Source organism: Piscibacillus halophilus, assembly GCF_900110685.1.
Lineage (GTDB): Bacteria > Bacillota > Bacilli > Bacillales > Alkalibacillaceae > Piscibacillus > Piscibacillus halophilus.
The window spans coordinates 143,765-169,050 of record NZ_FOES01000001.1; the positions used below are offsets into that span (position 1 = coordinate 143,765).

Below are 25,286 nucleotides of genomic sequence, written 5' to 3' on the forward strand. Positions count from 1 at the left end.
TGAAGGAGACAAAAGACATGGGCGATTTATTTAATTTAAAAAACATACACCTAGATTTATTAAAAGAAGTAGGTAATATAGGTGCTGGGAACGCGACGACGTCGTTATCTAACTTATTATCAGTACCCGTTCAAATGAGTGTTCCGACTGTCAAAGTTGTATCGTTTGATGAGATGGTGGAGTTAACAGGTGGACCTGAAGAAGTGATGGCCACTACATTTTTGGAATTTAGTGGTGATTTTACAGGTAATGTTTTTTTCTTTATTTCACCAGATCAAGCAGACCAATTTGTCCAAATATTAATTCAGGATGAGCAGCAATCCATATTAAATGATGATCAAAAGCTGGCTCATTCTGCATTTTTGGAATTAGGAAATATTTTAACGGGTTCATATTTAAGGGCACTATCAGACTTCCTACAAGTAAATTTATATGCTCATGTTCCTAATGCAACAGTAGATATGGCAGGCGCTATTATGACACAAGGTTTAATTGAGACTTCTGTTGTTTCAGATTACTCAATCATTATTGAAACCGTGTTCCAATCAGAACATTTTAAACAAGACATAAAAGGTCATTTCTTTTTATTGCCTGATCCTGGAGCATTTGAGAAGATTTTTGATCGTTTAGGAGTCAAATAAAAAATGAATAATTGTAGTCAAGTAAAGGTTGGAATCGCTGATATTAAAACAGCTAAACAACCTCAAATGTTAATGACCTCAGGACTTGGGTCTTGTGTTGGATTAGTAATTTACGACGAAACGTTATCTGTAGCAGGACTTGCCCACATCATGCTTCCTGATTCTTCTTTATCCAGACAAAATGATTTTAAAGTAGGTAAATTTGCGGACACAGGCACTGACGAACTCATCAACCTGTTACTAAAAGAGGGAAGTAAAATAACAAATCTTAAAGCCAAAATAGCTGGCGGAGCTCAAATGTTTAAGACAACTTCAGGGAATAAGCTTAATATAGGAAATAAAAATGTACTTGCGGTTGAAGAGAAACTGAATCAGATCGGCATCCCCATCGTTTCTAAAGATATTGGTGGGCATAATGGACGATCAATAGAGTTTAATTTAGAAACATTTAAGTTGAAAATTAGAACGGTTTATCAAGGTGTTTCTTTTATATAAACTTTCTTGAACAATATTAAGGGGGATTGGTGATGAAACAAGCGACAGCTTCTTTAACGACACTTTGGGATAAATGGCAAAAAGATCGAAACAAAGAAGCGGGTAACCTATTGGTGGAATACTATATGCCATTAGTGGATTATCAGGTCAATCGTGTTTTTGCTCATCTTCCCCAAAACGTTGATCGTCAAGATGTGAAAAGCTTGGCATTTATGGGTTTAGTTGATGCTCTCGAGAAATTCGACCTTAATCGAGATTTAAAGTTTGATACATATGCTTCTTTTCGAATAAAAGGTGCCATTATTGATGGATTAAGGAAAGAAGATTGGCTACCTAGAACAGTAAGAGAGAAATCTAAGCTAATAGAAAAAACATACGAAGAGTTAGAGCAAAAGTTGAAACGAACTCCTACAATCGAAGAAGTTGCCAGCGATGTTAACTTAACAGAAGAGGAAGTTGCAGAGGTTGTAAAGGATACTTTATACGCGAATGTATTATCTATAGAAGAAAAAACAAACGATTCAACAGAAGAGCAGCGTGAAAGCTTAAGAAATACTATTCCGGATTATAAAAGGCCAACACCTTTTGAGGCAGTGGTAAAAGATGAAAATATTGAAGAACTTAGTAGAGCTATTGAAGAATTGAATGAAAAAGAACAATTAGTGATCAGTTTATTTTATAAAGAAGAATTAACTTTAACAGAAGTTGGCGAAATTTTGGGCCTTTCAACCTCAAGAATATCTCAAATTCATAGTAAATCTATTGTTAAATTACGGGATAAGTTGTTCGTAAAATAATTATGTAAACCTATAAAGTTTTTTGCCGTAAGGGAGTGGGAGGCAGTGGATTTAAAAAAAATCTTTAACATAACGACATCTGACCAATATTTATATGCGTATCTTCATTTGGTCAATCGCTCAGAATGGGAGTCGAGTCATGAACCAAGTGATGTTTTGATAAATGAACTCATTAAATTTTTACATCACCATAAAATCCAATATGGTATTAAACAGGATGTCCTGCATTCAATTATAAAGAATATAGATGAGGTTCAGTTTCCAGTGCTGATTGCTGAAGGTATGCCACCTGTTAATGGTGTCGATGGAAGTGTAGAATTTAAGGTGGATCATTCTGTTAGGATGGAATTAAATAAGCGTGAACAAATTGATTTTAAAAATGTTATGAAAATCCCTACGGTAGAACCTGGTGAAATCATTGCTGTCATACATGATCCGACAATAGGACAAGCGGGTAAAAACGTATACGGGGAGGTATTGAAACCTAAAGAAGGAGTTTCTATTTCTTTAGCAGCAGGTGAGAACACGACTTATGTAGAAGAAGAACAAGCGATTTATGCTTCAAATTTTGGCCAAGTCTCATTAATTAATCAGGAAATAAAAGTACTACCTCTTTATGAAGTATCAAGTACGTTAGACTTGAAAACTGGTAGTATCGACTTTAACGGTTCTGTATTAATTAAAGGTGACGTACCTGAAGGTTTTAAGGTTGATGCAAAAGGTGATATAACGATTGAAGGATTAGTAGAAGGTGCAAATATAACTGCAGGTGGCTCCATTTACATCAGAGAAGGGATTACGGCTATTGGAAAAGGGGCTATTAAAGCAGGAGTTGATCTTACCACTAATCACATTAATCAAGGTTATGTTTATGCAGGGCGTCATATTAGAGTTGAACAATCCATCATACACAGCAACGTGTCTGCGGGGGCCTCTATATCATGTCAAAAGGGTCATGTAATCGGCGGGACTGTTTCTGCTGGGAATTCCATCTCCTGCCAAGATATTGGAAATCGCATGCATACACCTACTCAGGTTTTTCTTGGTGAAAGTAAGACTTCAAGAGAACATCGTGTCAACACAGACATAGAATATGAGAAGTTGAAATCTGAAGTATCCAAACTAACACAATTAGGACAGCTATTAAAGCGTAAACAGCAACAAGAAGGATTATCAAACAAAGAAAAACTAACATTAGAAAAACAAACTCAACTTTTAGTTGAAAAACAACTTAAATTACAAGAGTTGAGCAAAGAGTATGAAGCATTTGACCAATATTATGATCTGTCGGAGTTTATGAAGTTGACGATTCATGGTACTCTATATCCAAACACAGAAATGTTTAGCGGAAAGTACTCAAAAAAGTTTAATCGGATCCAACAAAAGGTTGTTGTTCTTTTTAAAGAAAATGATTTTTATACAGAGCCGATTGATTAAGGAGAGGTTAAAGTGAGTTGGAAGGCAGTTGAGTTGCAAGTTGCATTACCGAGGGTCCAAGATGCTGCTCAAATTCAAGAACAGTTAAATCAAAGGGGCCAACAACTACAACATCACCTTGTACAATCACACCTAGAAGAAGAAACGGCTAAACGAAAGCAAGTACAGGTTACGAATCAATCTGAAGAAGTTTCCGAGCAAAAAACATCCAAACAGGATAATGGGTTCAATCATTCAGGTGAGGATCAACACACTAGAGATCGACCTGATTCTCAGCATCCATTTTTAGGTCAACAAGTTGATTACAGAGGTTAAAGATAAGGAAGGTATCCATGAACTCTTTTTTAATGTTATTAAGTTTGTTATTACATGGCGTTTCCTTCGTTGTGATTTTTAAATTATACCAAAAAGTTCAAAACATTAACTCTAGTGATGCATATTTTGAACAAAAGGTTAAAGAAACGGAGGATATGCTCAATTCTTATCTACTGGAAATTAAAGATGAGAATGAAAAGTTTATCCATAAAGTCTCTAAACTAGAAACTTCAGATACGGATACATTTAATCATGATAAAGTAGACTCTAAAACGAATGATGACTATGAAAAAATAAATCAAGAAGACCAAGATGATGTGCCAGTTAATATGGAACAACCTTCTGATGAGGCACAAATATTATATTTGTTTGATCAAGGGTATACCATTGAAGAGATTGCTAAAAAATTAAATAAGGGAAATACTGAAGTCGACCTAATTGTAAAATTTAATCAAAAAATACACTATTAATCCTTGCTTGTATAAGAGTGTTATGATATATTAACTTTTGGTGTTAATACACACGCTTATTGAAATGAATCTTGGTGCTTATAAACATAAGTTAGATTCATTTATGATATGAGCGGAGGAATAAAACCATAGGAGGAATTTAAAGTATGTCTGTTATTTCAATGAAACAACTACTTGAAGCAGGTGTTCACTTTGGACACCAAACTCGCCGTTGGAACCCGAAAATGAAAAAATACATTTTCACTGAGCGTAACGGCATTTACATCATTGACCTACAAAAAACAGTTAAGAAGATTGATGAAGCGTACAACTTCGTTAAAGAATTAGCTGAAGACGGAGGTAGTGTACTATTCGTTGGTACGAAGAAGCAAGCACAGGATACTGTGAAAGAAGAAGCTCTTCGTTCTGGAATGTACTATGTAAACCAACGTTGGTTAGGTGGTACTTTAACTAACTTCAAAACAATCCAAAAACGTGTTAACCGTCTAAAAGACATTGAGCGTATGGAAGAAGACGGTACATTTGATGTATTACCTAAAAAAGAAGTTGTTATGATCCTTAAAGAAAAAGAGCGTCTTGAAAAGTTCTTAGGCGGCGTTAAAGATATGGATCAGTTACCTGATGCATTATTTATCGTTGACCCACGCAAAGAACGTATTGCTGTAGCAGAAGCTCACAAATTAAACATCCCAATCGTTGCAATGGTTGATACAAACTGCGATCCTGATGAAGTAGATTATGTTATCCCAGCTAACGACGATGCTATTCGTGCAGTTAAACTAATTACAGCAAAAATGGCTGACGCTATTTTAGAAGTAAAACAAGGTGAAACAACTCAAGATGTTTCTGAAGAAACTACTGAAGAACAAGTAGAAGAAACTGAAACAGTGCAAGAGTAAAAGGTGAGGTGATAAGAGGTTGAGCCTTTTATCACCTTTTTTAAAGCAATAAATTCGCCAATATTGGCGAGGCTATAATTAACTTATATTAAATGAATTAGGTTAAGGAGGATTCATATGGCTGTAACAGCGCAAATGGTTAAGGAATTACGTGAAAAAACTGGTGCTGGTATGATGGATTGTAAAAAAGCACTTACTGAAACAGATGGTGATTTAGACAAAGCTGTTGAATATCTACGTGAAAAAGGTATGGCTAAAGCAGCTAAAAAAGCTGACCGTGTAGCAGCTGAAGGTTCAACACATATCGTAAGTGAAGGCAATACAGCGGTTATTATTGAAGTGAACAGTGAAACAGACTTTGTTGCTAAAAACGAACAATTCAAGAACTTATTAGAAGATCTTGCACAACATTTACTTAAATTTAAGCCAGCTACTGTTGAAGAAGCAATGGAACAGAAGCTACATGGTGAAGGCGATACACTTGAGCATTATATCAAGTCTGCAATTGCAAAAATCGGAGAAAAAATCTCCCTTCGTCGCTTTGAAATCGTAGAAAAAGATGATAACTCTGCGTTTGGTCAGTACCTACACATGGGTGGCCGTATCGGCGTTCTGACATTACTAGAAGGTACTACAGATGAATCAGTGGCTAAAGATGTTGCTATGCACGTAGCTGCTGTAAACCCTCGTTATGTTTCTCGTGAAGAAGTTCCTGAAGAGGAAGTTAATAAAGAGCGTGAAGTGCTAAAACAACAGGCTTTAAACGAAGGAAAACCTGAAAACATCGTAGAAAAAATGGTCGAAGGTCGACTAAGAAAATTCTTTGAAGAAATCTGCTTATTAGATCAAGAATTTGTAAAAGACCCTGATCAGAAAGTTAGAAAATTTGTTGAAGCTAGCGGTGCAACGGTTAAATCATTCGTTCGTTATGAAGTTGGCGAAGGTATGGAGAAACGTGAAGATAACTTCGTAGATGAAGTTATGAACCAAGTCAATAAATAAGTGGTACTGATGAATAGGGGACACAATGTGTCTCCTATTTTTCAAGCCTGGACATACAATAATCTGCAAACATAACGGAGGTAATTATGTCGAAAGCAAAATATAATCGTATTGTACTTAAATTGAGCGGCGAAGCCCTAAGTGGAGATAAAGGATATGGAATTGATCCTAAATTTATAAAATCAATTGCGGAACAAATTAAAGAAATTCATGAATTAGGTGTAGAAATTGCAATTGTTGTTGGCGGCGGTAACCTATGGCGTGGTAAAATAGGTAGTGAAGTAGGTATGGATCGTGCGAACGCCGATTATATGGGAATGCTTGCGACAGTTATGAATTCATTAGCTTTACAAGACGGTCTAGAAAACTTAGATATACCGACTCGTGTCCAAACTTCAATTGAAATGCGCCAAGTGGCAGAGCCTTATATTCGTAGAAGAGCCATGCGTCATCTCGAGAAAAAACGAGTTGTCATTTTTGCAGGTGGTACTGGTAACCCTTACTTCTCTACTGATACTACTGCTGCGTTAAGAGCTGCTGAAATGGAAGCAGATGTTATTCTTATGGCTAAAAATAATGTGGACGGTGTTTATAATGCGGACCCATTAGTTGACTCTGATGCATACAAATATGACGAGCTTTCATACTTAGATTTATTGAATGAAGGATTAGGCGTTATGGATTCAACTGCCTCATCATTATGTATGGACAACAACATCGCATTAATAGTATTCTCAATATTAGACAAAGGAAATATTAAAAGAGTTTTAACTGGAGAAAATATTGGAACAATTATTAGGAGGAAAGAAGACCATGAGTGATTCAGTAATTCAAGAGTGCAGAGACAAAATGAACAAAGCTGTTCAAGCCTTCTCAAAACAATTATCAACTGTTCGCGCGGGAAGAGCGAACCCAGCGATTTTAGACAGTGTTTATGTTGAGTATTACGGAGCGAACACTCCGTTAAATCAGTTAGCAACTGTTTCAGCTCCTGAACCACGTTTATTAGTCATTACTCCTTTTGATAAATCAGCTATTGAAAACGTTGAAAAAGGAATTCAAAAAGCTGACTTAGGATTAACTCCGAATAATGACGGCAATGTTATTAGAATCAGCATTCCTGCTCTAACTGAAGAACGCCGTAAAGATTTAGTTAAAGTGACGAAGAAGTATGCTGAAGAAGCTAGGGTTCAAGTTCGTAATATTCGTCGTGATGCTAATGATCAATTAAAGAAATTAGAAAAAGACGGCGATATCACAGAAGATGAACTACGTGCTTATCAAGACGATGTACAAAAAGAAACAGACCAGCATATCGCAGAAATTGATGATCTATTAGAAGCTAAAGAGAAGGAAATCACAGAAGTATAAATCTAGATATACACATTTATGTTTTCTGATATAATATTTAATAGTAGCTTTCGCATCATGCGAAAGCTAAATTTTTCTTAATTTATTGGCGAGGGATGGACATGAGATTTAAAACGAAAAAAAATCAAGAACAGAATAGTTTAGACCTTACCAATGTCCCAAAACATGTCGCGATCATAATGGACGGCAATGGTCGTTGGGCTAAAAAAAGAGGACTTCCAAGAGTCGCTGGACATAGAGAAGGTATGAAAACGATAAAAAAAGTGGTTGAAAGAGCAGTAGAGTTAGAGCTTGATGCGCTGACTTTATATGCGTTTTCTACTGAAAATTGGAAACGTCCGCCAAAAGAAGTAGAATTTATCATGAAGTTGCCTTCTCAATTTTTAGATACATATTTACCAGATTTGATACAAAATAATGTTAGGGTAACTACGATTGGCCATTACGATGGATTACCTGAATTAACAAAACAAGCTGTTCAATATTCTGTTGAACAAACTAAGAATAATACAGGTTTAGTGTTAAACTTCGCTTTAAACTATGGAAGTCGTTCTGAAATAGTGGATGCTGTTAAGAGTATTTGCGAAGATGTGCAATCAAATAATTTAAGTGTTGAAGATATAGATGAAGGTATTATATCCGATTATTTATATACTAGACATATACAAGATCCAGACCTTGTCATTCGAACAAGTGGGGAGCAAAGGTTGAGTAACTATTTACTATGGCAAGTTGCCTATTCTGAGTTTTATTTCACTGAAAAATTATGGCCGGAATTTGATCAATCGGCATTAGATGAAGCAATAATCGAATTTCAGAACCGCAAAAGAAGATTTGGTGGTCTATAAGGTGTGATAGTTAATGAAGACACGCATAATTACAGCAATTATAGGTTTGGTTATATTCTTACCATTTGTCTTTTATGGAAGTTGGCCATTCATTTTATTTATTTACATCATCGCAACTGTAGGTTTATTTGAACTTTTGAAGATGAAAAGAGTTCCCATTATATCGTTTCCTTCACTTGTTGGTGTTCTTTTGTTATGGTTTTTCTTAGTTAGTGATAAATTTTCAAGTTTTCTTGATACAATCCCACTTACTCAAACCGAAATTTTATATGCATTGGTTTTTATTTTATTAGCTTATACTGTTTTAGTAAAAAATCGTTTTTCATTTGATGATGTCTCATTTGTTTTATTATCAGCATTGTACGTTGGAATTGGGTTTGGGTATGTCATTGAAACCCGTTTGGCGGGGATTGAATTTATTTTATATGCTCTTTTAATTGTTTGGTTTACGGATTCTGGAGCTTATTTTGCTGGAAGAGCTTTTGGAAAGCATAAATTATGGCCAATCATAAGCCCTAAGAAAACCATCGAAGGTTTTGTTGGTGGAATAATTGGAGCTGTGATCATCGGCATTATTCTACAAATTATGTTCAATTTTCATGATAGTTTATTAATTGTCATACTCGTTTCTATTTTCGCTTCATTATTAGCTCAAATTGGTGACTTGATTCAATCTGCATTTAAAAGAATATATGACATTAAAGATTCGGGACAAATTTTACCCGGTCATGGCGGTATCTTAGATCGCTTTGACAGCCTAATATTTATGGTGCCATTTTTGCACTTTATCCAATTCATAACATAATAAAATGAGGGATTAAGATGAAGAAAATAACGCTGTTAGGTGGAACAGGATCAATTGGTTTACAAACGATTGAAATCATAAAAAAACATCCACAAGAATTTGAGTTATATGCTTTTGCATTTGGTTCTAATATCGAGAAAGCTTTACCTATCATAGAAGATCTTAAACCTAAATATATTGTTGTACAAAATCATGAAATTTTATCAAAGTTGAATAATAAAATAAGTTATAACCCCAAAGTTGAATTTGGGATCGATGCTTTAAACGAGATTGTTTCATTACCTGAAGTGGATTTAGTTGTGAACGCGGTATTAGGTAGTGTTGGGCTACAACCAACATTAGAAGCGATCAAAGCTCATAAGCAGATTGCTTTTGCTAATAAAGAGACATTAGTGACAGCTGGTCATTTAGTTATGAAAGAAGCTAAAAAATATGGTGTAGAATTATTACCAGTAGATAGCGAACATGCAGCGATCCATCAAAGTTTAAAAGGTGAGCATCAAGATGAAATTAAGAAAATTATTCTAACGGCATCTGGTGGCAGCTTTAGAGATAAGACAAGAGAAGAGTTAATCGGGGTTACAAAAAATGATGCTTTAAATCACCCGAATTGGAGCATGGGGGCTAAAATTACCATTGACTCTGCAACGATGATGAATAAAGGACTTGAAGTGATTGAGGCTCATTGGTTATTCGATGTTCCGTATAATCAAATTGATGTCATTTTACATAATGAAAGTGTTATTCATTCCATGGTTGAATATGTTGATCAAAGTATTATGGCTCAGTTAGGAACCCCTGATATGCGTATTCCAATTCAGTATGCCTTAACTTATCCTAATCGTTTTCCATTTAATTCGAGTGAGCCACTTGATTTAGTTAAAATTGGACAACTAAATTTTAAAGAGATGAGTTTTGAACGGTTCCCTTGTTTAAGAATGGCATATGAGGCAGGGCGTATTGGTGGTTCACTACCAACTGTCTTAAATGCAGCAAATGAAGAAGCGGTCTCTTTATTTTTACAAGATCGAATCACGTTTTTAGAAATAGAAGAACTTATTGAAAAAGAGTTAGAAAGACATCATGTTATTAAAGAACCTGACTTAGATACTATTTTAGAATTGGATCAAGAAATAAGGAAAAGCGTTAGTCATGCAGTGCTCAAAAGGTAGGTGCTAAATTTGAATTTTGATACAATTATTGCGTTTATTTTTATGTTTGGAGTGTTAGTGTTCATTCACGAATTTGGTCATTTGATTTTTGCTAAGCGTGCGGGCATGTTAGCTCGTGAGTTTGCGATAGGTTTTGGCCCTAAGATATTCTCTTATCGTCGTGATGAAACGTTATATACAGTTCGACTACTCCCTATTGGTGGTTATGTGAGAGTAGCGGGTGAAGACCCTGAAATTATTGACCTGAAACCTGGATACCATATCGGTTTAGAGTTTGACCATCAACAAAAGGTAAACAAAATTATTGTTAATAACAAATCGAAGCACCCCAATGCTAAGATTGTAGAAGTTGAGCGAATTGATTTAGATCATGACTTAATAATTGACTGCTTTGATATCAATTCGGATGAGCGTTATCAATATAAAGTCGACCGTAAGGCATTATTTGTAATGGATGAAAAGGAAACGTTAATCGCTCCTTATGACCGGCAATTCGCATCCAAATCAGTTGGTAAAAAAGGAATGCAAGTTTTTGCTGGTCCGTTGATGAACTTCTTATTAGCGATTGCCATCTTTATAGGCTTAGGATTGTTTCAAGGAGTACCTGACAATGAAGCAGTCGTTGGCGATGTGCAAGTCGATTCTCCTGCAGATGAAGCTGGATTAATGACTGGCGATGAAATTTTAAGTATTAATGGTGAATCCATTGATGATTGGGTTGGTTTTGTAGAATACGTACAAGAACGGCCAAATGAAGAAATAAACATGACAGTTGAACGTAATGGTGAAGTTATGGAGCTAAACTTAACGACCATGTCACGTGAAATAGAAAATGGTGAATCGATTGGGCAGGTTGGAATTCAGCGGAATTTTGTTGAGGGACCTCTGAGTGCCATTAAATTTGGGTTTACACAAACATACGATGTGGCTGTATTAATCTTACAAGCCCTTGGTCAACTCGTAACTGGGCAGTTATCACTCGATGCATTAGCCGGACCGGTTGGAATTTATGATGCAACTGATGAAGTTGTTCAGACTGGTTTTCTAAATTTCTTAACTTGGACAGCAATGTTAAGTATTAATTTAGGGATCATTAATTTACTTCCTTTACCTGCGTTAGATGGTGGACGCCTAATGTTTATTGGTTTAGAAGCGGTAAGAGGTAAGCCAATTGATCCAGAAAAAGAAGGGTTTGTACATTTCATAGGGTTTGCTTTGTTAATGCTGTTAATGATTGTCGTAACCTGGAATGATATTGAACGACTGTTTATGTAAGAGAAAAACGAATAAAAAGGTGGAGATACTATGAGACAGAGCAATTTACTGATCCCAACGTTACGGGAAGTACCTGCTGAAGCAGATCTTAAAAGCCATCAATTATTACTAAAAGCCGGATTTATTCGACAATTAGCATCAGGTGTATATAACTTCTTACCATTAGGTAAAAGGGTTCTTCGTAAGGTAGAAAATATCGTACGTGAAGAAATGGACCGTGCTGGTGCTCAAGAAGTACAAATGCCTGCGTTACAACCAGCAGAGTTATGGCAGACGACTGGTCGTTGGAATACAATGGGACAAGAGTTAATGAGATTGAAAGATCGACATGAACGTGACTTCGCTTTAGGTGCAACCCATGAGGAAGTGGTGACAGCATTAGTAAGAGACGAAGTTAATTCTTATAAAAAATTGCCATTTACTCTTTATCAAATTCAAGCAAAGTATCGTGATGAAAAACGTCCAAGGTTCGGCCTATTACGTGGTCGTGAATTTTTAATGAAGGATGCTTATTCATTTCATGAGGATTTTGATTCTCTTGATGAAACATATGAAGTGATCTTTAACGCGTATAAACGTATTTTTGAACGCTGTGGTTTGAACTTTAGAGCTGTCATTGCCGATTCCGGAGCAATGGGAGGTAAAGATACTCATGAGTTCATGGTATTATCAGAAGTTGGAGAAGACACAATAGCTTATTCAAATGAATCTGATTTTGCAGCCAATATTGAAATGGCGCCAGTTGTTCCAAATTATGAAAAGTCAGCTGAAGAAGCAAAGCCATTAGAAAAAGTAGAAACCCCAAATGCTAAAACAATGCAAGAAGTAGCTGACTTTTTAGGGCACGATTTAGATCAAGGCATGAAAGCCATTATGTTTAAAGTTGATGAACAGTTCGTCATGGTTGTGACTCGTGGGGACCACGAAGTTAACGATGTAAAATTAAAGAATTTATATGAAGCTGAAATTGTTGAATTAGCTTCGGAAGAAGAAACAAAAGAAGTCATCGGTGCAGGGTTCGGTTCACTTGGCCCTATCAATGTACCAGAAAACGTTGATGTGGTAGCAGATCATGCCGTTGAGTATTTAGTTAATGCAACATGTGGTGCAAACGAAGATGGTTATCATTATAAAAATGTGAGCCCTGAACGTGATTTCAAAGTTAACCAATACGCTGATTTACGCTTTATTCAAGAAGGAGATCTATCTCCTGACGGGAACGGAACGATTGAATTTGCTAGAGGAATCGAAGTTGGACATGTCTTTAAGTTAGGTACAAAATATGCTGATGACTTAGGTGCTACATTCTTGAACAAAGAAGGTCGTGCACAAACTTACGTCATGGGTTGTTACGGAATTGGAGTCTCTCGTACTTTAGCTTCCATTGTTGAACAGTATCATGACGACAATGGCATTGTTTGGCCTAAAAATTTAGCTCCTTTCCAAGCACACCTAATTAACCTAAATGTTAAAAAAGAAGAACAAGTTGAACTAGCAGACGATATTTATAACAAACTGTTAGATGCTGGAATTGATGTATTATACGATGATCGACAAGAACGTCCTGGAGTTAAGTTTAACGATAGTGATTTAATAGGTGTTCCATATCGCATTGTGATTGGAAAACGAGCTAGTGAAGGATATGTTGAATTTAAACATCGTCAAACAGGGGATCAAGAGGATATTCATAATGATGATTTACTCAATCATTTAAAAAATCTACTAGGCTAATCTAAGTCTATAATAGTTCTTTTCATAAACTTAAAACTATCCGCCTTTGGACTATGTTAGTAAACCAAAGGCGAATTTTTTATTTGATGATCGGACTGTTATGTCTTTTAATAGTGTTGTAAAGATGATTAATCTCCTCTTTACGACTTGTTTAAAATCAATTATTCTCATAATGAACATTATAATTTAAGGCGGGGAAATCATGATGGACCTTAGTAAAAAAGAGAAATTAAATCTCTTATTAAATCAAATCGGAATTCCACAAGAGCTTATAGACCGAGAGTTTAATGAAGCATACTTAGATAAATTAACTGTTATTAAAGATCGAAAAGTATGGCAGTTCCAATTACATAATCCTAACCCTTTTTCTAGTGAGGCTTTAGAGATATTTATTGCAAGATTAACAGATTCATTTCGTCATATAGCTGAAGTGGATGTATCGGTTGAAACTGATGAAAAGGATCTACCAGAAGCAGCGATTAGTTCTTATTGGAAGTTTTTCATCAACTCCATACATGATTTATTTCCAGCATATAAGGATTATATTTGTAATCAGGTACCTGAGGTCAATGGTGCACAGCTAACCATTTATGCAAGAAATGAAACTGAAGCCCAAATGATTAAGAGAAAAATAGATCCACTGTTTCAAGACTTCTGTCAGAAAAAAGGTCTAAGAAATTACCAGTTACACTTTGAAATATCTCGAAACGATGAAGAATTTGAGCAATTTCAAAAACAAAAGAAAGAAGAAGAACAAAGTTATATCGAGCGAGCCATTAAAGAAAAAGAAGAGCGAGCTAAACAGGATAAAGAACAAGGCACAGAGAATTTACCTCTTAAAATTGGTAGAGAAATTCAAGACGAACCTTCTCCGATTCGAGATATTCTTGAAGAAGAAAAGAGTATGGTGATTCAAGGATATATTTTCGATGTAGATATTCGTAATTTGCGCTCTGGTCGTGATTTGTTAATCGTCAGTCTAACGGATTATACAGATTCTATTCAAATTAAAATGTTCTCTAAAGGCGATGAACAAAAAGAGTTATTCAAGCAAGTTAAAGAAGGTGTATGGATTAAAGCAAGAGGAAGCATCCAAACAGACACATTTACGAACGAACTCATGATGATGGGTAATGATTTACATGAAGTAAAACCTAAAGAGCGCCAAGATTTCTCAGAGAACAAGCGTGTAGAATTACATGCCCATACGACGATGAGTCAAATGGATGCAACAGTTTCAGCCTCTAACTTAATTGCTAGAGCAGCTAAATGGGGACACCCTGCTGTTGCTATAACGGACCATGCTGTTGTTCAGGCTTTTCCTGAAGCACATGCGGCAGGCGAAAAACATGGAATAAAAGTTTTATATGGATTAGAAGCAAATCTAGTTGACGACGGGGTTCCTGTAGCTTATAACCCTTCACCTGTTGATTTGAATGAAGCAACCTATATCGTATTTGACGTTGAGACGACTGGTTTATCAGCTGCTTACGACAAAATTATTGAATTAGCTGCGGTAAAAGTCTATCAAGGTGAAATTATTGATCGTTTTGAACGTTTCGCTAATCCGCATCAGAAATTAAGTCAAACTACGATTGATCTAACTGGAATTACAGATGATATGCTCGTCGGGGCTCCAGAAATAGATGAGGTTATGAAAGACTTTCATGAATGGATGGGACAAGATATTTTAGTTGCCCATAATGCTAGCTTTGATATTGGGTTTATTAATGCAGCTTTTGAAAGAATTAACTATGAAAAAGTCACGAACCCAGTCATTGATACATTAGAGCTGGCGCGTCTACTATATCCTAACTTAAAGAATCACCGTTTAAACACCCTTTGTAAACATTTAAACATAGAATTGACACAGCATCACCGTGCTATTTACGATGCAGAAGCAACAGGTTACTTGCTTTGGAATTTAGTTAAATCAGCGATGGAGAAAGATATGATAAACCATGACGAGTTGAATCGTCATGTAGGTGAAGGGGATGCTTATAAACGTTCCCGTCCTAACCATGCCATTCTATTAGCTAAAACCCAAGAAGGGTTGAAGAATTTATTTAAGTTAGTATCGTTAGCACACGTTGACTACTTCTATCGTGTACCTAGAATCCCGCGTTCTAAATTAGTTGAACATCGTGAAGGGATTATTGTGGGTTCAGGTTGTGACCAAGGAGAGTTATTCGATACGATTGCGCTTAAGTCCGAAGATGAGGCAGAAAAAGTAGCTGAGTTTTACGATTATATCGAAGTGCAACCGCCGATGAATTACTATCATTTAATTGAAAAAGAACAAGCTCAATCGGTTGAACATATTAAACAATTGATAAAAAAATTAGTTAAAATTGGCGAGAAGCTAAATAAGAAAGTTGTCGCGACTGGCAATACTCACTACTTAGATCCACATGAGAAAATTTATCGCAAAATATTAGTGGCTTCACAAAGTGGTAATCCATTGAACCGACAGACAATGCCTGATGTTTACTTTAAAACGACAAATGAGATGTTGGAGGATTTTGCGTTTTTAGGTGAAGAAAAGGCTAAAGAGATTGTGATTACCAATACAAATTGGGTGTCAGAACAAATTGATGACATAAAACCAGTCAAAGATGACTTATATACACCAAATATTGAAGGTGCAGATGATGAAATTAGGGAAACATGTTACAACAGAGCAAAGTCGATCTATGGCGAAAACTTACCTGACATTGTTGTTAACCGACTTGAAAAAGAATTAAAAAGTATCATAGATAATGGTTTCTCTGTTATTTACTTGATCTCGGAAAAATTAGTAAAAAAATCTTTAAGTGACGGTTACTTGGTAGGTTCTCGTGGTTCGGTAGGGTCCTCTTTTGTAGCGACTATGTTAGATATTACAGAAGTTAACCCATTACCTCCGCATTATGTTTGTGATCATTGTAGTTATTATCATTTCTTTGATGACGGGTCAGTTGGCTCTGGTTTTGATTTACCAGAAAAAGCATGTCCTGAATGCGGTCATGACTTAGTACGTGATGGACAAGATATTCCGTTTGAAACGTTCTTAGGATTTAAAGGGGATAAAGTACCGGATATTGATTTGAACTTCTCAGGAGAATATCAGCCTAAGGCACACCATTATACAAAGGTACTATTTGGAGAAGATAACGTTTATCGTGCGGGTACCATTGGAACCGTAGCAGAAAAAACGGCCTTTGGTTATGTAAAAGGATATGCTCAAGACCATTCCTTAATGTACCGTCAAGCTGAAATTTCTCGACTCGTAAAAGGGTGTACCGGTGTTAAGAGGACGACTGGACAGCACCCAGGTGGAATTATCGTTGTACCAGATGATCAAGAAATTTACGATTTTACACCTATTCAATATCCGGCAGATGATCGTAACTCTGAGTGGAAGACAACACACTTTGACTTCCATTCCATTCACGACAACTTATTAAAACTAGATATACTAGGGCACGATGATCCGACCGTTATTCGTATGTTGCAGGATTTAACAGGAATTGATCCGAAAGATGTTCCGACTAATGACCCTGAAGTGATGAAAATCTTTGAAGGTCCAGAACCTTTAGGAGTGACTGCTGACCAAATCCTTTGTAAGACAGGTACATTGGGCGTTCCTGAATTCGGGACTCGATTTGTACGTCAGATGCTTGAAGATACTAAGCCTTCTACCTTTGCTGAATTAGTTATTATATCAGGGTTATCACACGGTACCGATGTATGGTTAGGTAATGCTCAAGAGTTAATCAATGACGGCATATGTGAAATAGGTGATGTTATTGGTTGCCGTGATGATATTATGGTTTATTTAATGCATAAGGGACTAGAAGCATCTTTAGCCTTTACGATTATGGAGCATGTACGTAAAGGTAAAGGGTTAGCTGATGAATGGATTGAAGAAATGAAAAAACACGGTGTTCCGGACTGGTATATCGAATCTTGTAAAAAGATTAAATATATGTTCCCGAAAGCACACGCTGCTGCATATGTATTAATGGCGGTTCGAATTGCTTATTTTAAAGTCCATTATCCTATTGAATTCTACGCAGCATATTTTACAGTTAGAGCTAGTGATTTTGAACTAGATACGATGGTGAAAGGTTCTGAAGCCATTCGCGCTAGAATTGAAGAGATTCTAAACAAAGGGAATGACGCATCACCTAAAGAAAAAAGCTTATTAACTGTACTAGAGTTAGCACTTGAAATGTGTGAACGTGGATTTTCTTTCCAAAAAGTAGATTTATACCGTTCTAAAGCGAGTGAGTTTATCGTGGATGGAAACACGCTAATTCCTCCGTTCAACGCAGTAGATGGTCTAGGAACAAATGCCGCAATCAATATTGTGAAAGTTAGAGAAGACGGTGAATTTTTATCTAAAGAGGATTTACGTGAACGTAGTCGTATTTCAAAAACGGTTTTAGAGTATCTAGATCAACACGGTTGTCTTGAAGGTTTACCGGATCAAAACCAATTGTCACTGTTCTAACCGTTTGCATTTTATTGGTTATTATGGTATATTTTCAATTGGTTAAGCAAAAGATACGGTAAAGTAAGAAAGAGTGGGTCGCCTCCCACTCTTTCGTTTTATCTTTCCCTGCTGGTTTCAGCAGGGAAATTTAATGAAAAGGACATTACTTAAAATAGACAGAATGGTTTTCTATTAAAGGAGGCATTCAATTGAGCAAAAAGATCGTTGAGTTAACCGAAGAATTAGTTCAACCTATTGTCGATGAGATGAATTTAGAATTAGTTGAGGTTGAATTCGTAAAAGAAGGAAATAATTACTTTTTACGCGTATATGTTGATAAAGAAGGCGGAATCGACATAGAAGAATGCGGGAAAGTAAGCGAACAACTAAGTGAAAAACTCGATGAAGCTGACCCAATAGAGCAAGCTTATTTTCTAGAAGTTTCTTCTCCTGGTGTTGAACGTCGTTTGAAGAAACGTTCTGATTTTGAACGCTTTGTTGGCTCACATATATATGTCAAAACATATGAACCTATCGATGGGAATAAAGAGTTTTATGGTGATTTGACAGCATTTGAAAACGATTTGGTCACACTAGTGATTAAAGAGAAAACAAGAGAAAAAGAAATTCAAATCCCATATGACAAAATTGCAAAAGCCAACATAGCAGTGACATTTTAATTGAGGAGGTAAATCAGTTGAGTTCGGAATTATATAGTGCCATTGAGTATTTATCTGAAGAAAAGGGAATTGACCGAGAAACATTATTAGAAGCCTTAGATGCAGCCTTGGTATCTGCTTACAAGAAGAATTTTAATTCAAGAACAAACGTTAGAGTGGAATTAAATGAAGCAGAGGGAATGAAAGTTTTTGCCAGACTAGAAGTCGTAGATGAAGTCATGGATGATCAATTAGAAATCAGTGAAGAAGAAGCTAAAGAGCTTGATCCATCCTATGAGGTTGGAGATGTTGTTGATAAAGAAGTGACTCCTAGAGACTTTGGGCGTATTGCAGCACAGGCCGCTAAACAGGTTGTCACACAACGAGTAAGAGAAGCTGAGCGTGGTGTCATTTATAACGATTTCATCGATCGTGTTGATGATATTATGACTGGAAAAATCCAACGAAAAGATCAGCGCTTCTTATATGTACATTTAGGAAAACTTGAGGGAAAATTGCCATTTAATGAAGTGATGCCAAATGAATCTTATGATATTCATGATCGAATCAAGGTTTACGTCACAAGAGTTGAAAACACTGGTAAAGGACCACAAGTATTTGTCTCTAGAACTCATCCAGGTTTATTAAAACGATTATTTGAAATGGAAGTACCAGAGATTTATGAAGGAATTGTTGAAATACGTTCTGTTGCACGTGAAGCAGGAGATCGTTCTAAGATTAGTGTTTATGCTGAGGATCCTGAAGTGGATCCAGTAGGGGCTTGTGTAGGTCAACGCGGACAACGTGTTCAAACGATTGTTGATGAATTAAGAGGGGAAAAAATAGATATCGTTCAGTGGTCAGAAGATCCGGTTGTCTATATTTCCAATGCTTTAAGCCCTTCTCAAGTTGTTGAGGTATTAGTAGATGAAGAAGAGCATGCGACAACAGTTATTGTTCCAGACCACCAATTATCTTTAGCCATTGGTAAACGTGGGCAAAATGCTAGATTGGCTGCTAAATTAACAGGGTGGAAAATCGACATAAAGAGTGAATCAGAAGCACGGGAAGCTGGTTTATTAGACGCAGATCATGACGACTTAGACGAATAGGAGGTATGACTGTGGCTAAGAAGAAACAACCGCTTAGGAAATGTGTTGTAACGCAAGAAATGCTCCCTAAAAATGAATTAATCCGTATCGTTCGTAATAAAGACGGTGAAGTTTTTGTGGATGAAACTGGGAAAATGAATGGGAGAGGCGCTTACTTAAGTAAGGATAAAACAATCATTGAAAAGGCGAAGAAATCGAATATTTTAAATAAACAATTGAATACTTCTGTTGATGAATCGATCTATCAGGAACTCCTTGATAAAGTGGGAGATTCTTAATGTCAAAATACTTAAACTTATTAGGCTTAGCTTTTAGAGCAAAAAAAGTAAGCTTAGGAGAAGAAAACATTATACAAGATATTCGATCAAAGCAGGCAACGTTAGTCTTAATTGCAAGTGATGCTTCAGAAAATACGAAGAAAAAATTAACGGATAAGTGCCAAAGCTATGAGGTACCATACCGTGTTGTCGGTACTAGGGATGAAATCTCCCATGCTTTAGGTAAGCACGATCGAGTAGCAGCTGCCATAAAAGACGAAGGATTTACAAAGAAATTCTTGCAATTGATTAACGATTAATTACGGGGGTGAATGTATGAAAAAGATGCGAGTTTATGAGTACGCTAAACAGAACAACTTATCAAGTAAAGAAGTCATTAATCAATTAAAGGAATTAGATATTGAAGTATCTAATCATATGTCAACAATTAATGAGAATGCGAAGCGTCAGCTCGATAATAAATTAAATCATAAATCTGAAGAACAAACGAAACAAAGTAATCAAAAGCAATCATCAGATCAAAAACAATCACAGTCAAATCAAAATACTAAACCACAACAAAATCAATCAAATCAACAAGGAAATAAAAACAAAAATCAAAAACAGCATCATAAAGGAAAGAACCAGCAACATCATAATAAAAAGCAAAAAGGTAAGCAACGAAACCAAAAGAATAATCAGAACCAGCAAAAACAACAACCTCAAAAACAAGAGGCTAAAAATAAAACTCCAGACAAAATTACTTACCAAGGTTCATTAACGGTTGGAGAATTAGCTGAGAAACTTAATAAAGAAAGTTCAGAAATTATTAAAAAGCTTATGATGTTAGGGGTTATGGCGACTAAAAACCAGAACTTAGAACCAGAATCCATTGAACTAATTTGTGAAGATTTTGGTGTTGAAGTTGAAGAAGAAGTTGTGGTTGAAGAAACAGACTTATTAAACTACATCGAAGAAGATCAGCCTGAACAACTTCAAGAGCGCCCAGCAGTAGTAACAATTATGGGTCACGTTGACCACGGTAAAACAACATTGTTAGATTCCATTCGTCACACTAAAGTGACAGAAGGAGAGGCTGGGGGGATTACCCAACATATCGGCGCTTACCAAATCGAAACTGATGGTAAGAAAGTTACTTTCTTAGACACTCCAGGTCACGCTGCATTTACAAGCATGCGTTCACGCGGAGCTCAAGTAACGGATATTGCTATTTTAGTTGTAGCAGCTGATGATGGCGTGATGCCACAAACAGTTGAAGCCATCAACCATGCTAAAGCTGCAGAAGTACCTATTATTGTAGCTGTAAATAAAATGGATAAAGAAGGCGCCGATCCGAACCGAGTGATGCAAGAGTTAATGGAATATGAACTCGTACCAGAAGACTGGGGTGGCGAAACCATCTTTGTACCGTTATCAGCTATTCAAGGTGAAGGAATTGATGACCTTCTTGAAATGATTAAGTTAGTAGCTGAGGTAGAAGAGGTAAAATCCAACCCTAATCGTTTAGCTGATGGTACGGTGATTGAGGCTGAGCTTGATAAAGGTCGTGGACCTGTTGCGACATTCTTAGTACAAAATGGAACATTAAAAGTAGGTGACCCGCTTGTAGTCGGAAACACTTACGGAAAAATTCGTGCGATGACGAACGATTTGGGTAAACGGGTTAATGAAGCTGGACCTTCTACACCTGTAGAAGTCATCGGTTTACAAGATGTTCCGCAGGCTGGTGACCGTTTTGTTGTCTTTAATGATGAGAAAAAAGCTAAGCAAATTGCTGACCTAAGAAAACAAAAAGAAATTGAATCACAACGTGAAGAATCGAGCAAAGTAAGTTTGGATGACTTATTCAAACAAATTCAAGAAGGTGACGTTAAAGAAATCAATGTCATCGTCAAAGCTGATGTACAAGGTACGGTTGAAGCCCTTGCTTCTTCTTTACAGAAGATAGAAGTAGAGGGCGTTAACATTAAGATTATTCATACAGGTGTTGGTGCCATCACTGAATCAGATATCATATTAGCTTCTGCTTCAAATGCGGTTGTCATTGGGTTTAACGTACGTCCAGATGCTAATGCGAAGCGTACTGCTGAACAAGAAAATATTGATATTCGACTACACCGTATCATTTATAAAGTGATTGAAGAGATTGAAGCTGCTATGAAAGGTATGCTAGATCCAGAATTTGAAGAACAAGTCATCGGTCAGGCTGAAGTTAGAGAAACATTTAAGGTTTCTAAAGTTGGTACGATTGCAGGCTCATATGTAACGGAAGGTAAGATTACACGTAATTCTGGAATTCGTGTGATTCGTGATGGAGTAGTTACATTTGAAGGCGAAATCGATTCCTTAAAACGTTATAAAGATGATGTAAAAGAAGTCCAACAAGGTTATGAATGTGGTATTACTGTTGTAAACTATAATGACCTTAAAGTTGGGGACATCATTGAAGCATTTGTTATGAAGGAAATTGAACGTACATGATTGGATATGTTTATGTAGAATGTATGCTTTATGATGTCCATTCATTAAAAGAAAAACGTTCTATTATTAAACAAACCATTCATCAAACTCAACATAAATTTAACATTAGTATTACTGAAATGGACTTTCACGACCTTTGGCAGCGGTGTGCATTTGGGATTGCTGCTGTTGCTAAAGAGAAAGTCATGGCAGAAAAAACATTACAAGAGGTCGTTCGTACTATCGATCAACGAACGGATTTAGAAGTCACTATCGTAGAATACGAGTGGCTTTAACCTCTAGCTTTTGAGGTGATTAACGTGAGTAATATTCGTTCAAATCGTGTAGCTGAACAAATGAAAAAAGAACTTGGTGATATTTTATCCCGTAAAATAAAAGACCCAAGAGTTGGATTTGTAACAGTTACGGATGTTCAAGTATCCGGTGATTTACAACAAGCTAAAGTATTTATCTCCATTTTTGGTGATGAACAACAAAAGGAAGATACTTTAGTTGGTTTAGCGAAGTCTAAAGGATTCATTCGATCTGAAATTGGTAACCGTATTAGACTTCGAAAAGTCCCTGAGTTATCATTCGAAATTGATGAAACGATTGAATATGGTAATAAGATTGAACGAATCATTCATGATTTAAATGAAGATCATTAATTTCTAGAAGGATAGACAAATTGTCTATCCTTTTAGATTGTAATAACGGTTTAGGAGGTGACACAATGGATGGTGTCATACCACTAAATAAACCTAAAGGGATGACTTCGCATGATTGTGTCAATAGAATCAGGCGTTTATTAAAAACGAAAAAAGTAGGACACACGGGAACGTTGGACCCAGATGCAGAAGGTGTTTTACCGATTTGTGTAGGTAAAGCAACCAAAATTGCATCGCTTTTAACAGGTCAGACTAAAGAATATGTAGCTGAAATTTCATTAGGTACCTTAACAACGACTGAAGACCATAGTGGAGAGATAGTGAAGAAAGAAGCAGTAAGCTCAACTCTCGAAATTGAAACATGTGAAGATATTCTATCAAAATTCCTTGGGACAATTGAACAAACTCCACCTATGTATTCAGCTGTAAAGGTTAATGGGAAGAAGCTATATGAATACGCTAGAGAAGGCATCGTAATTGAACGACCAAGTCGAGAGATACAAATTCATTCAATAAAGATGTTATCAAATGAGATAACTTGGTATAATGATTATGATGTACGTTTTAGATTTAAGGTATCTTGTTCAAGTGGCACTTATATTCGTACTCTATGTGTAGATATTGGTCAGGGTTTAGGTTTTCCAGCTCATATGAGTGATCTTAAAAGAACTAAAGTTGGAAATTTTGATTTAAAAGACACTTATACATTTCAGGACCTTGAAACAGCTCTTAATAATGATGATTTACCGTTCATTAATATGGCTGATGCATTAACCATCCCGTCTTTATATGTAACAGATGAAGAAGCAAAACGATATCATCACGGACAAGTATTAGATCAACCTGATAACCAATGTTACTCATCATTATTTAAAGTTGTGGATGAGTCTAATCATTTAATAGCCATTTATCAAGCACATCCTTCGAAAAGAGGTAAGGTGAAGCCATTTAAAGTATTTTAAAGATAAAAAGTTGGTGAAAGTATGCAAATCGTTCATTTAAATTATCCAAGTCAATATCAAATGGACTTAGATCCGACTAGTGTAGCAGTCGGTTATTTTGATGGCGTACATAAAGGGCATCAAGAGGTCATTCAAGAAGCCATTAATGAAGCGGAGCAACGAAAAATAAAAAGTGCTGTTATGACATTTAATCCACATCCAATCACCGTGATTAAAAAAGCTCCATTAAAAGATTTCTTAATCACAAGTCTTGATGAAAAAGTTAACATTCTTAAGGATATGAACGTAGATTATTTATTTGTGGTCACATTTAATCATGATTTAGCTAAATTATCACCTGAGGAGTTTGTAAATAAATTTTTTATCGAGATGAATGTTAAACATGTAGTCGGAGGGTTTGATTTTTCATTTGGCCATAAAGGTGCTGGAAAGATTCAGTATATGGATGACTATTCAAATGGTCAGTTAACGTATTCCGTTGTCGATAAAGTTACTTATGAAGGAGAAAAGGTGAGCTCCACACGAGTAAGAGATTTATTAACAGAAGGGAATATGTCGTTAGTCAGCAAACTATTAGGACGACCATTTACATTAACGGCTAAGGTTGTACATGGTGAAAAAAGAGGTAGGGAAATTGGGTATCCGACTGCCAATCTAGATGTTGATTCAAGTCATAAACTACCAAAAATTGGAGTCTATGCTGTAAAAGTATATGTGAATCAGCAACCTTACTATGGAATGGCGAATATTGGTTACAACCCGACATTTACAGATGACGTAGAACGGCCACTTGTAGAAGTTCACATCTTTGATTTTAACCAATCTATTTACAATGAAACAATTGAAGTTGAGTTTCATCATTACATCAGACCCGAAGAAAAATTCAATAATGTTGAAGAGCTCATTGAGTACATGAAACAAGATGAGGCACAGACTAAAAATTTCTTTAAAATTCAAAGGTGAAATGACTTGCATTTTTAGTAAAAAAAATGTATCGTAGTAATGTAATTAATCAACCTTATTCTTGGCACAACGATTCACCGACGTTTGCGAGGAGTGAGGGGATCAAAAATAGGAGGTGTAACAGGATGGCAATTTCACAAGAACGCAAACAAGAATTAATCAGTGAGTTCAAAACTCATGATAACGACACTGGTTCACCAGAAGTACAAGTAGCTATCCTAACTGAGCAAATCAACACGTTAAACGATCATTTACGTGAGCACAAGAAAGACCATCACTCACGTCGTGGATTGATGAAAATGGTAGGTAGACGTCGTCATTTATTAAACTATTTACGTAATAAAGACGTCCAACGCTATCGTGACTTAGTTAACAAATTAGGACTACGTAGATAAACGAAAAAGCGGGGGAATACCCGCTTTTTCTTTACTTTTACATAGTTTTACAGT

General features: G+C 36.1%; 26 protein-coding genes. All 26 read left to right on the top strand.

The annotated features are described in order from the left end of the window. Positions 1 to 17 precede the first annotated feature (17 nt). Positions 18 to 641, top strand: a complete 624-nt coding sequence (locus BMY57_RS00765) for a chemotaxis protein CheC (protein WP_091772102.1) — start codon at positions 18 to 20, stop codon at positions 639 to 641. A 3-nt stretch (positions 642 to 644) separates the two neighbouring features. Continuing rightward, positions 645 to 1,136, top strand: coding sequence for a chemotaxis protein CheD (locus tag BMY57_RS00770; protein ID WP_091772103.1), 492 nt, complete (start codon positions 645 to 647; stop codon positions 1,134 to 1,136). A gap of 32 nt (positions 1,137 to 1,168) precedes the next feature. Next, positions 1,169 to 1,933 (top strand): FliA/WhiG family RNA polymerase sigma factor, encoded by a 765-nt coding sequence (locus BMY57_RS00775; RefSeq protein ID WP_091772104.1) that lies wholly within the window; start codon positions 1,169 to 1,171, stop codon positions 1,931 to 1,933. A 45-nt stretch (positions 1,934 to 1,978) separates the two neighbouring features. Next, positions 1,979 to 3,370 (top strand): flagellar assembly protein A, encoded by a 1,392-nt coding sequence (locus BMY57_RS00780; protein ID WP_175614616.1) that lies wholly within the window; start codon positions 1,979 to 1,981, stop codon positions 3,368 to 3,370. Positions 3,371 to 3,382: 12 nt separating this feature from the next. After that, positions 3,383 to 3,685, top strand: coding sequence for a hypothetical protein (locus BMY57_RS00785; protein ID WP_091772106.1), 303 nt, complete (start codon positions 3,383 to 3,385; stop codon positions 3,683 to 3,685). Between the two features lie 17 nt (positions 3,686 to 3,702). Next, the gene (locus BMY57_RS00790) at positions 3,703 to 4,155 is read left to right on the top strand and encodes a DUF6115 domain-containing protein (RefSeq protein ID WP_091772107.1); all 453 of its coding nucleotides are present in this window, start codon (positions 3,703 to 3,705) and stop codon (positions 4,153 to 4,155) included. Positions 4,156 to 4,301: 146 nt separating this feature from the next. Next, positions 4,302 to 5,054 (top strand): 30S ribosomal protein S2, encoded by a 753-nt coding sequence (gene rpsB, locus BMY57_RS00795; protein WP_091772108.1) that lies wholly within the window; start codon positions 4,302 to 4,304, stop codon positions 5,052 to 5,054. Positions 5,055 to 5,171: 117 nt separating this feature from the next. Further along, positions 5,172 to 6,056 carry a translation elongation factor Ts gene (gene tsf, locus BMY57_RS00800; RefSeq protein ID WP_091772109.1) on the top strand — a complete coding sequence of 295 codons (885 nt, stop codon included), beginning with the start codon at positions 5,172 to 5,174 and terminating at the stop codon, positions 6,054 to 6,056. Positions 6,057 to 6,142: 86 nt separating this feature from the next. Continuing rightward, on the top strand, positions 6,143 to 6,877 hold the full coding sequence (gene pyrH, locus BMY57_RS00805; protein WP_091772110.1) for a UMP kinase: 735 nt from the start codon (positions 6,143 to 6,145) through the stop codon (positions 6,875 to 6,877). Beyond that, entirely contained in the window at positions 6,870 to 7,427 is a 558-nt protein-coding gene (gene frr, locus BMY57_RS00810) for a ribosome recycling factor (protein ID WP_091772111.1), read from the top strand. Before pyrH ends, frr begins: the two co-directional genes overlap by 8 nt. Positions 7,428 to 7,528: 101 nt before the next feature. Continuing rightward, positions 7,529 to 8,275: an undecaprenyl pyrophosphate synthase gene (uppS, locus tag BMY57_RS00815; RefSeq protein WP_338157634.1), complete on the top strand. Its 747-nt coding sequence runs from the start codon at positions 7,529 to 7,531 to the stop codon at positions 8,273 to 8,275. 13 nt (positions 8,276 to 8,288) lie between these two features. Next, a complete protein-coding gene (locus tag BMY57_RS00820; protein ID WP_091772113.1) occupies positions 8,289 to 9,080 on the top strand; it encodes a phosphatidate cytidylyltransferase in 792 nt (263 codons plus the stop codon). A gap of 17 nt (positions 9,081 to 9,097) precedes the next feature. Continuing rightward, positions 9,098 to 10,252 (top strand): 1-deoxy-D-xylulose-5-phosphate reductoisomerase, encoded by a 1,155-nt coding sequence (gene dxr, locus BMY57_RS00825; protein WP_091772114.1) that lies wholly within the window; start codon positions 9,098 to 9,100, stop codon positions 10,250 to 10,252. Positions 10,253 to 10,261: 9 nt separating this feature from the next. Then, positions 10,262 to 11,527 carry an RIP metalloprotease RseP gene (gene rseP / locus BMY57_RS00830; RefSeq protein WP_256205213.1) on the top strand — a complete coding sequence of 422 codons (1,266 nt, stop codon included), beginning with the start codon at positions 10,262 to 10,264 and terminating at the stop codon, positions 11,525 to 11,527. A gap of 30 nt (positions 11,528 to 11,557) precedes the next feature. Further along, complete coding sequence (locus tag BMY57_RS00835) at positions 11,558 to 13,258, top strand: proline--tRNA ligase (protein WP_091772115.1); 1,701 nt, start codon at positions 11,558 to 11,560, stop codon at positions 13,256 to 13,258. A gap of 205 nt (positions 13,259 to 13,463) precedes the next feature. Next, a complete protein-coding gene (locus BMY57_RS00840; RefSeq protein ID WP_091772198.1) occupies positions 13,464 to 17,753 on the top strand; it encodes a PolC-type DNA polymerase III in 4,290 nt (1,429 codons plus the stop codon). Between the two features lie 191 nt (positions 17,754 to 17,944). Continuing rightward, positions 17,945 to 18,415 (top strand): ribosome maturation factor RimP, encoded by a 471-nt coding sequence (gene rimP, locus BMY57_RS00845; protein ID WP_091772116.1) that lies wholly within the window; start codon positions 17,945 to 17,947, stop codon positions 18,413 to 18,415. A 17-nt stretch (positions 18,416 to 18,432) separates the two neighbouring features. Further along, positions 18,433 to 19,506 carry a transcription termination factor NusA gene (nusA, locus tag BMY57_RS00850; RefSeq protein ID WP_091772117.1) on the top strand — a complete coding sequence of 358 codons (1,074 nt, stop codon included), beginning with the start codon at positions 18,433 to 18,435 and terminating at the stop codon, positions 19,504 to 19,506. 5 nt (positions 19,507 to 19,511) lie between these two features. Beyond that, complete coding sequence (rnpM, locus tag BMY57_RS00855; RefSeq protein WP_091772118.1) at positions 19,512 to 19,784, top strand: RNase P modulator RnpM; 273 nt, start codon at positions 19,512 to 19,514, stop codon at positions 19,782 to 19,784. Continuing rightward, positions 19,784 to 20,083: a L7Ae/L30e/S12e/Gadd45 family ribosomal protein gene (locus tag BMY57_RS00860; RefSeq protein ID WP_091772119.1), complete on the top strand. Its 300-nt coding sequence runs from the start codon at positions 19,784 to 19,786 to the stop codon at positions 20,081 to 20,083. The genes rnpM and BMY57_RS00860 overlap by 1 nt, the downstream gene beginning before the upstream one ends. A gap of 16 nt (positions 20,084 to 20,099) precedes the next feature. After that, complete coding sequence (gene infB, locus BMY57_RS00865) at positions 20,100 to 22,265, top strand: translation initiation factor IF-2 (RefSeq protein ID WP_091772120.1); 2,166 nt, start codon at positions 20,100 to 20,102, stop codon at positions 22,263 to 22,265. Continuing rightward, positions 22,262 to 22,540: a DUF503 domain-containing protein gene (locus BMY57_RS00870; protein ID WP_091772121.1), complete on the top strand. Its 279-nt coding sequence runs from the start codon at positions 22,262 to 22,264 to the stop codon at positions 22,538 to 22,540. The genes infB and BMY57_RS00870 overlap by 4 nt, the downstream gene beginning before the upstream one ends. Before the next feature lie 24 nt (positions 22,541 to 22,564). Further along, positions 22,565 to 22,912, top strand: coding sequence for a 30S ribosome-binding factor RbfA (gene rbfA / locus BMY57_RS00875; RefSeq protein WP_091772122.1), 348 nt, complete (start codon positions 22,565 to 22,567; stop codon positions 22,910 to 22,912). A gap of 65 nt (positions 22,913 to 22,977) precedes the next feature. Further along, the gene (gene truB / locus BMY57_RS00880; RefSeq protein ID WP_091772123.1) at positions 22,978 to 23,874 is read left to right on the top strand and encodes a tRNA pseudouridine(55) synthase TruB; all 897 of its coding nucleotides are present in this window, start codon (positions 22,978 to 22,980) and stop codon (positions 23,872 to 23,874) included. A 21-nt stretch (positions 23,875 to 23,895) separates the two neighbouring features. Beyond that, entirely contained in the window at positions 23,896 to 24,837 is a 942-nt protein-coding gene (locus BMY57_RS00885; protein WP_091772124.1) for a bifunctional riboflavin kinase/FAD synthetase, read from the top strand. Between the two features lie 125 nt (positions 24,838 to 24,962). Next, a complete protein-coding gene (rpsO, locus tag BMY57_RS00890; protein WP_091772125.1) occupies positions 24,963 to 25,232 on the top strand; it encodes a 30S ribosomal protein S15 in 270 nt (89 codons plus the stop codon). The last annotated feature ends 54 nt before the right edge of the window (positions 25,233 to 25,286 follow it).

Excerpts from the sequence above, each read along its gene's own strand:
- rpsB (WP_091772108.1), top strand. The coding sequence starts at position 4,302 with ATGTCTGTTATTTCAATGAAACAACTACTTGAAGCAGGTGTTCACTTT.
- BMY57_RS00840 (WP_091772198.1), top strand. The coding sequence starts at position 13,464 with ATGGACCTTAGTAAAAAAGAGAAATTAAATCTCTTATTAAATCAAATC.
- dxr (WP_091772114.1), top strand. The coding sequence starts at position 9,098 with ATGAAGAAAATAACGCTGTTAGGTGGAACAGGATCAATTGGTTTACAA.
- BMY57_RS00765 (WP_091772102.1), top strand. The coding sequence starts at position 18 with ATGGGCGATTTATTTAATTTAAAAAACATACACCTAGATTTATTAAAA.
- pyrH (WP_091772110.1), top strand. The coding sequence starts at position 6,143 with ATGTCGAAAGCAAAATATAATCGTATTGTACTTAAATTGAGCGGCGAA.
- frr (WP_091772111.1), top strand. The coding sequence starts at position 6,870 with ATGAGTGATTCAGTAATTCAAGAGTGCAGAGACAAAATGAACAAAGCT.
- rnpM (WP_091772118.1), top strand. The coding sequence starts at position 19,512 with ATGACTGTGGCTAAGAAGAAACAACCGCTTAGGAAATGTGTTGTAACG.
- BMY57_RS00820 (WP_091772113.1), top strand. The coding sequence starts at position 8,289 with ATGAAGACACGCATAATTACAGCAATTATAGGTTTGGTTATATTCTTA.
- BMY57_RS00835 (WP_091772115.1), top strand. The coding sequence starts at position 11,558 with ATGAGACAGAGCAATTTACTGATCCCAACGTTACGGGAAGTACCTGCT.
- truB (WP_091772123.1), top strand. The coding sequence starts at position 22,978 with ATGGATGGTGTCATACCACTAAATAAACCTAAAGGGATGACTTCGCAT.
- BMY57_RS00870 (WP_091772121.1), top strand. The coding sequence starts at position 22,262 with ATGATTGGATATGTTTATGTAGAATGTATGCTTTATGATGTCCATTCA.
- BMY57_RS00770 (WP_091772103.1), top strand. The coding sequence starts at position 645 with ATGAATAATTGTAGTCAAGTAAAGGTTGGAATCGCTGATATTAAAACA.
- BMY57_RS00860 (WP_091772119.1), top strand. The coding sequence starts at position 19,784 with ATGTCAAAATACTTAAACTTATTAGGCTTAGCTTTTAGAGCAAAAAAA.
- BMY57_RS00790 (WP_091772107.1), top strand. The coding sequence starts at position 3,703 with ATGAACTCTTTTTTAATGTTATTAAGTTTGTTATTACATGGCGTTTCC.
- uppS (WP_338157634.1), top strand. The coding sequence starts at position 7,529 with ATGAGATTTAAAACGAAAAAAAATCAAGAACAGAATAGTTTAGACCTT.
- BMY57_RS00885 (WP_091772124.1), top strand. The coding sequence starts at position 23,896 with ATGCAAATCGTTCATTTAAATTATCCAAGTCAATATCAAATGGACTTA.
- rpsO (WP_091772125.1), top strand. The coding sequence starts at position 24,963 with ATGGCAATTTCACAAGAACGCAAACAAGAATTAATCAGTGAGTTCAAA.
- BMY57_RS00775 (WP_091772104.1), top strand. The coding sequence starts at position 1,169 with ATGAAACAAGCGACAGCTTCTTTAACGACACTTTGGGATAAATGGCAA.
- tsf (WP_091772109.1), top strand. The coding sequence starts at position 5,172 with ATGGCTGTAACAGCGCAAATGGTTAAGGAATTACGTGAAAAAACTGGT.
- infB (WP_091772120.1), top strand. The coding sequence starts at position 20,100 with ATGAAAAAGATGCGAGTTTATGAGTACGCTAAACAGAACAACTTATCA.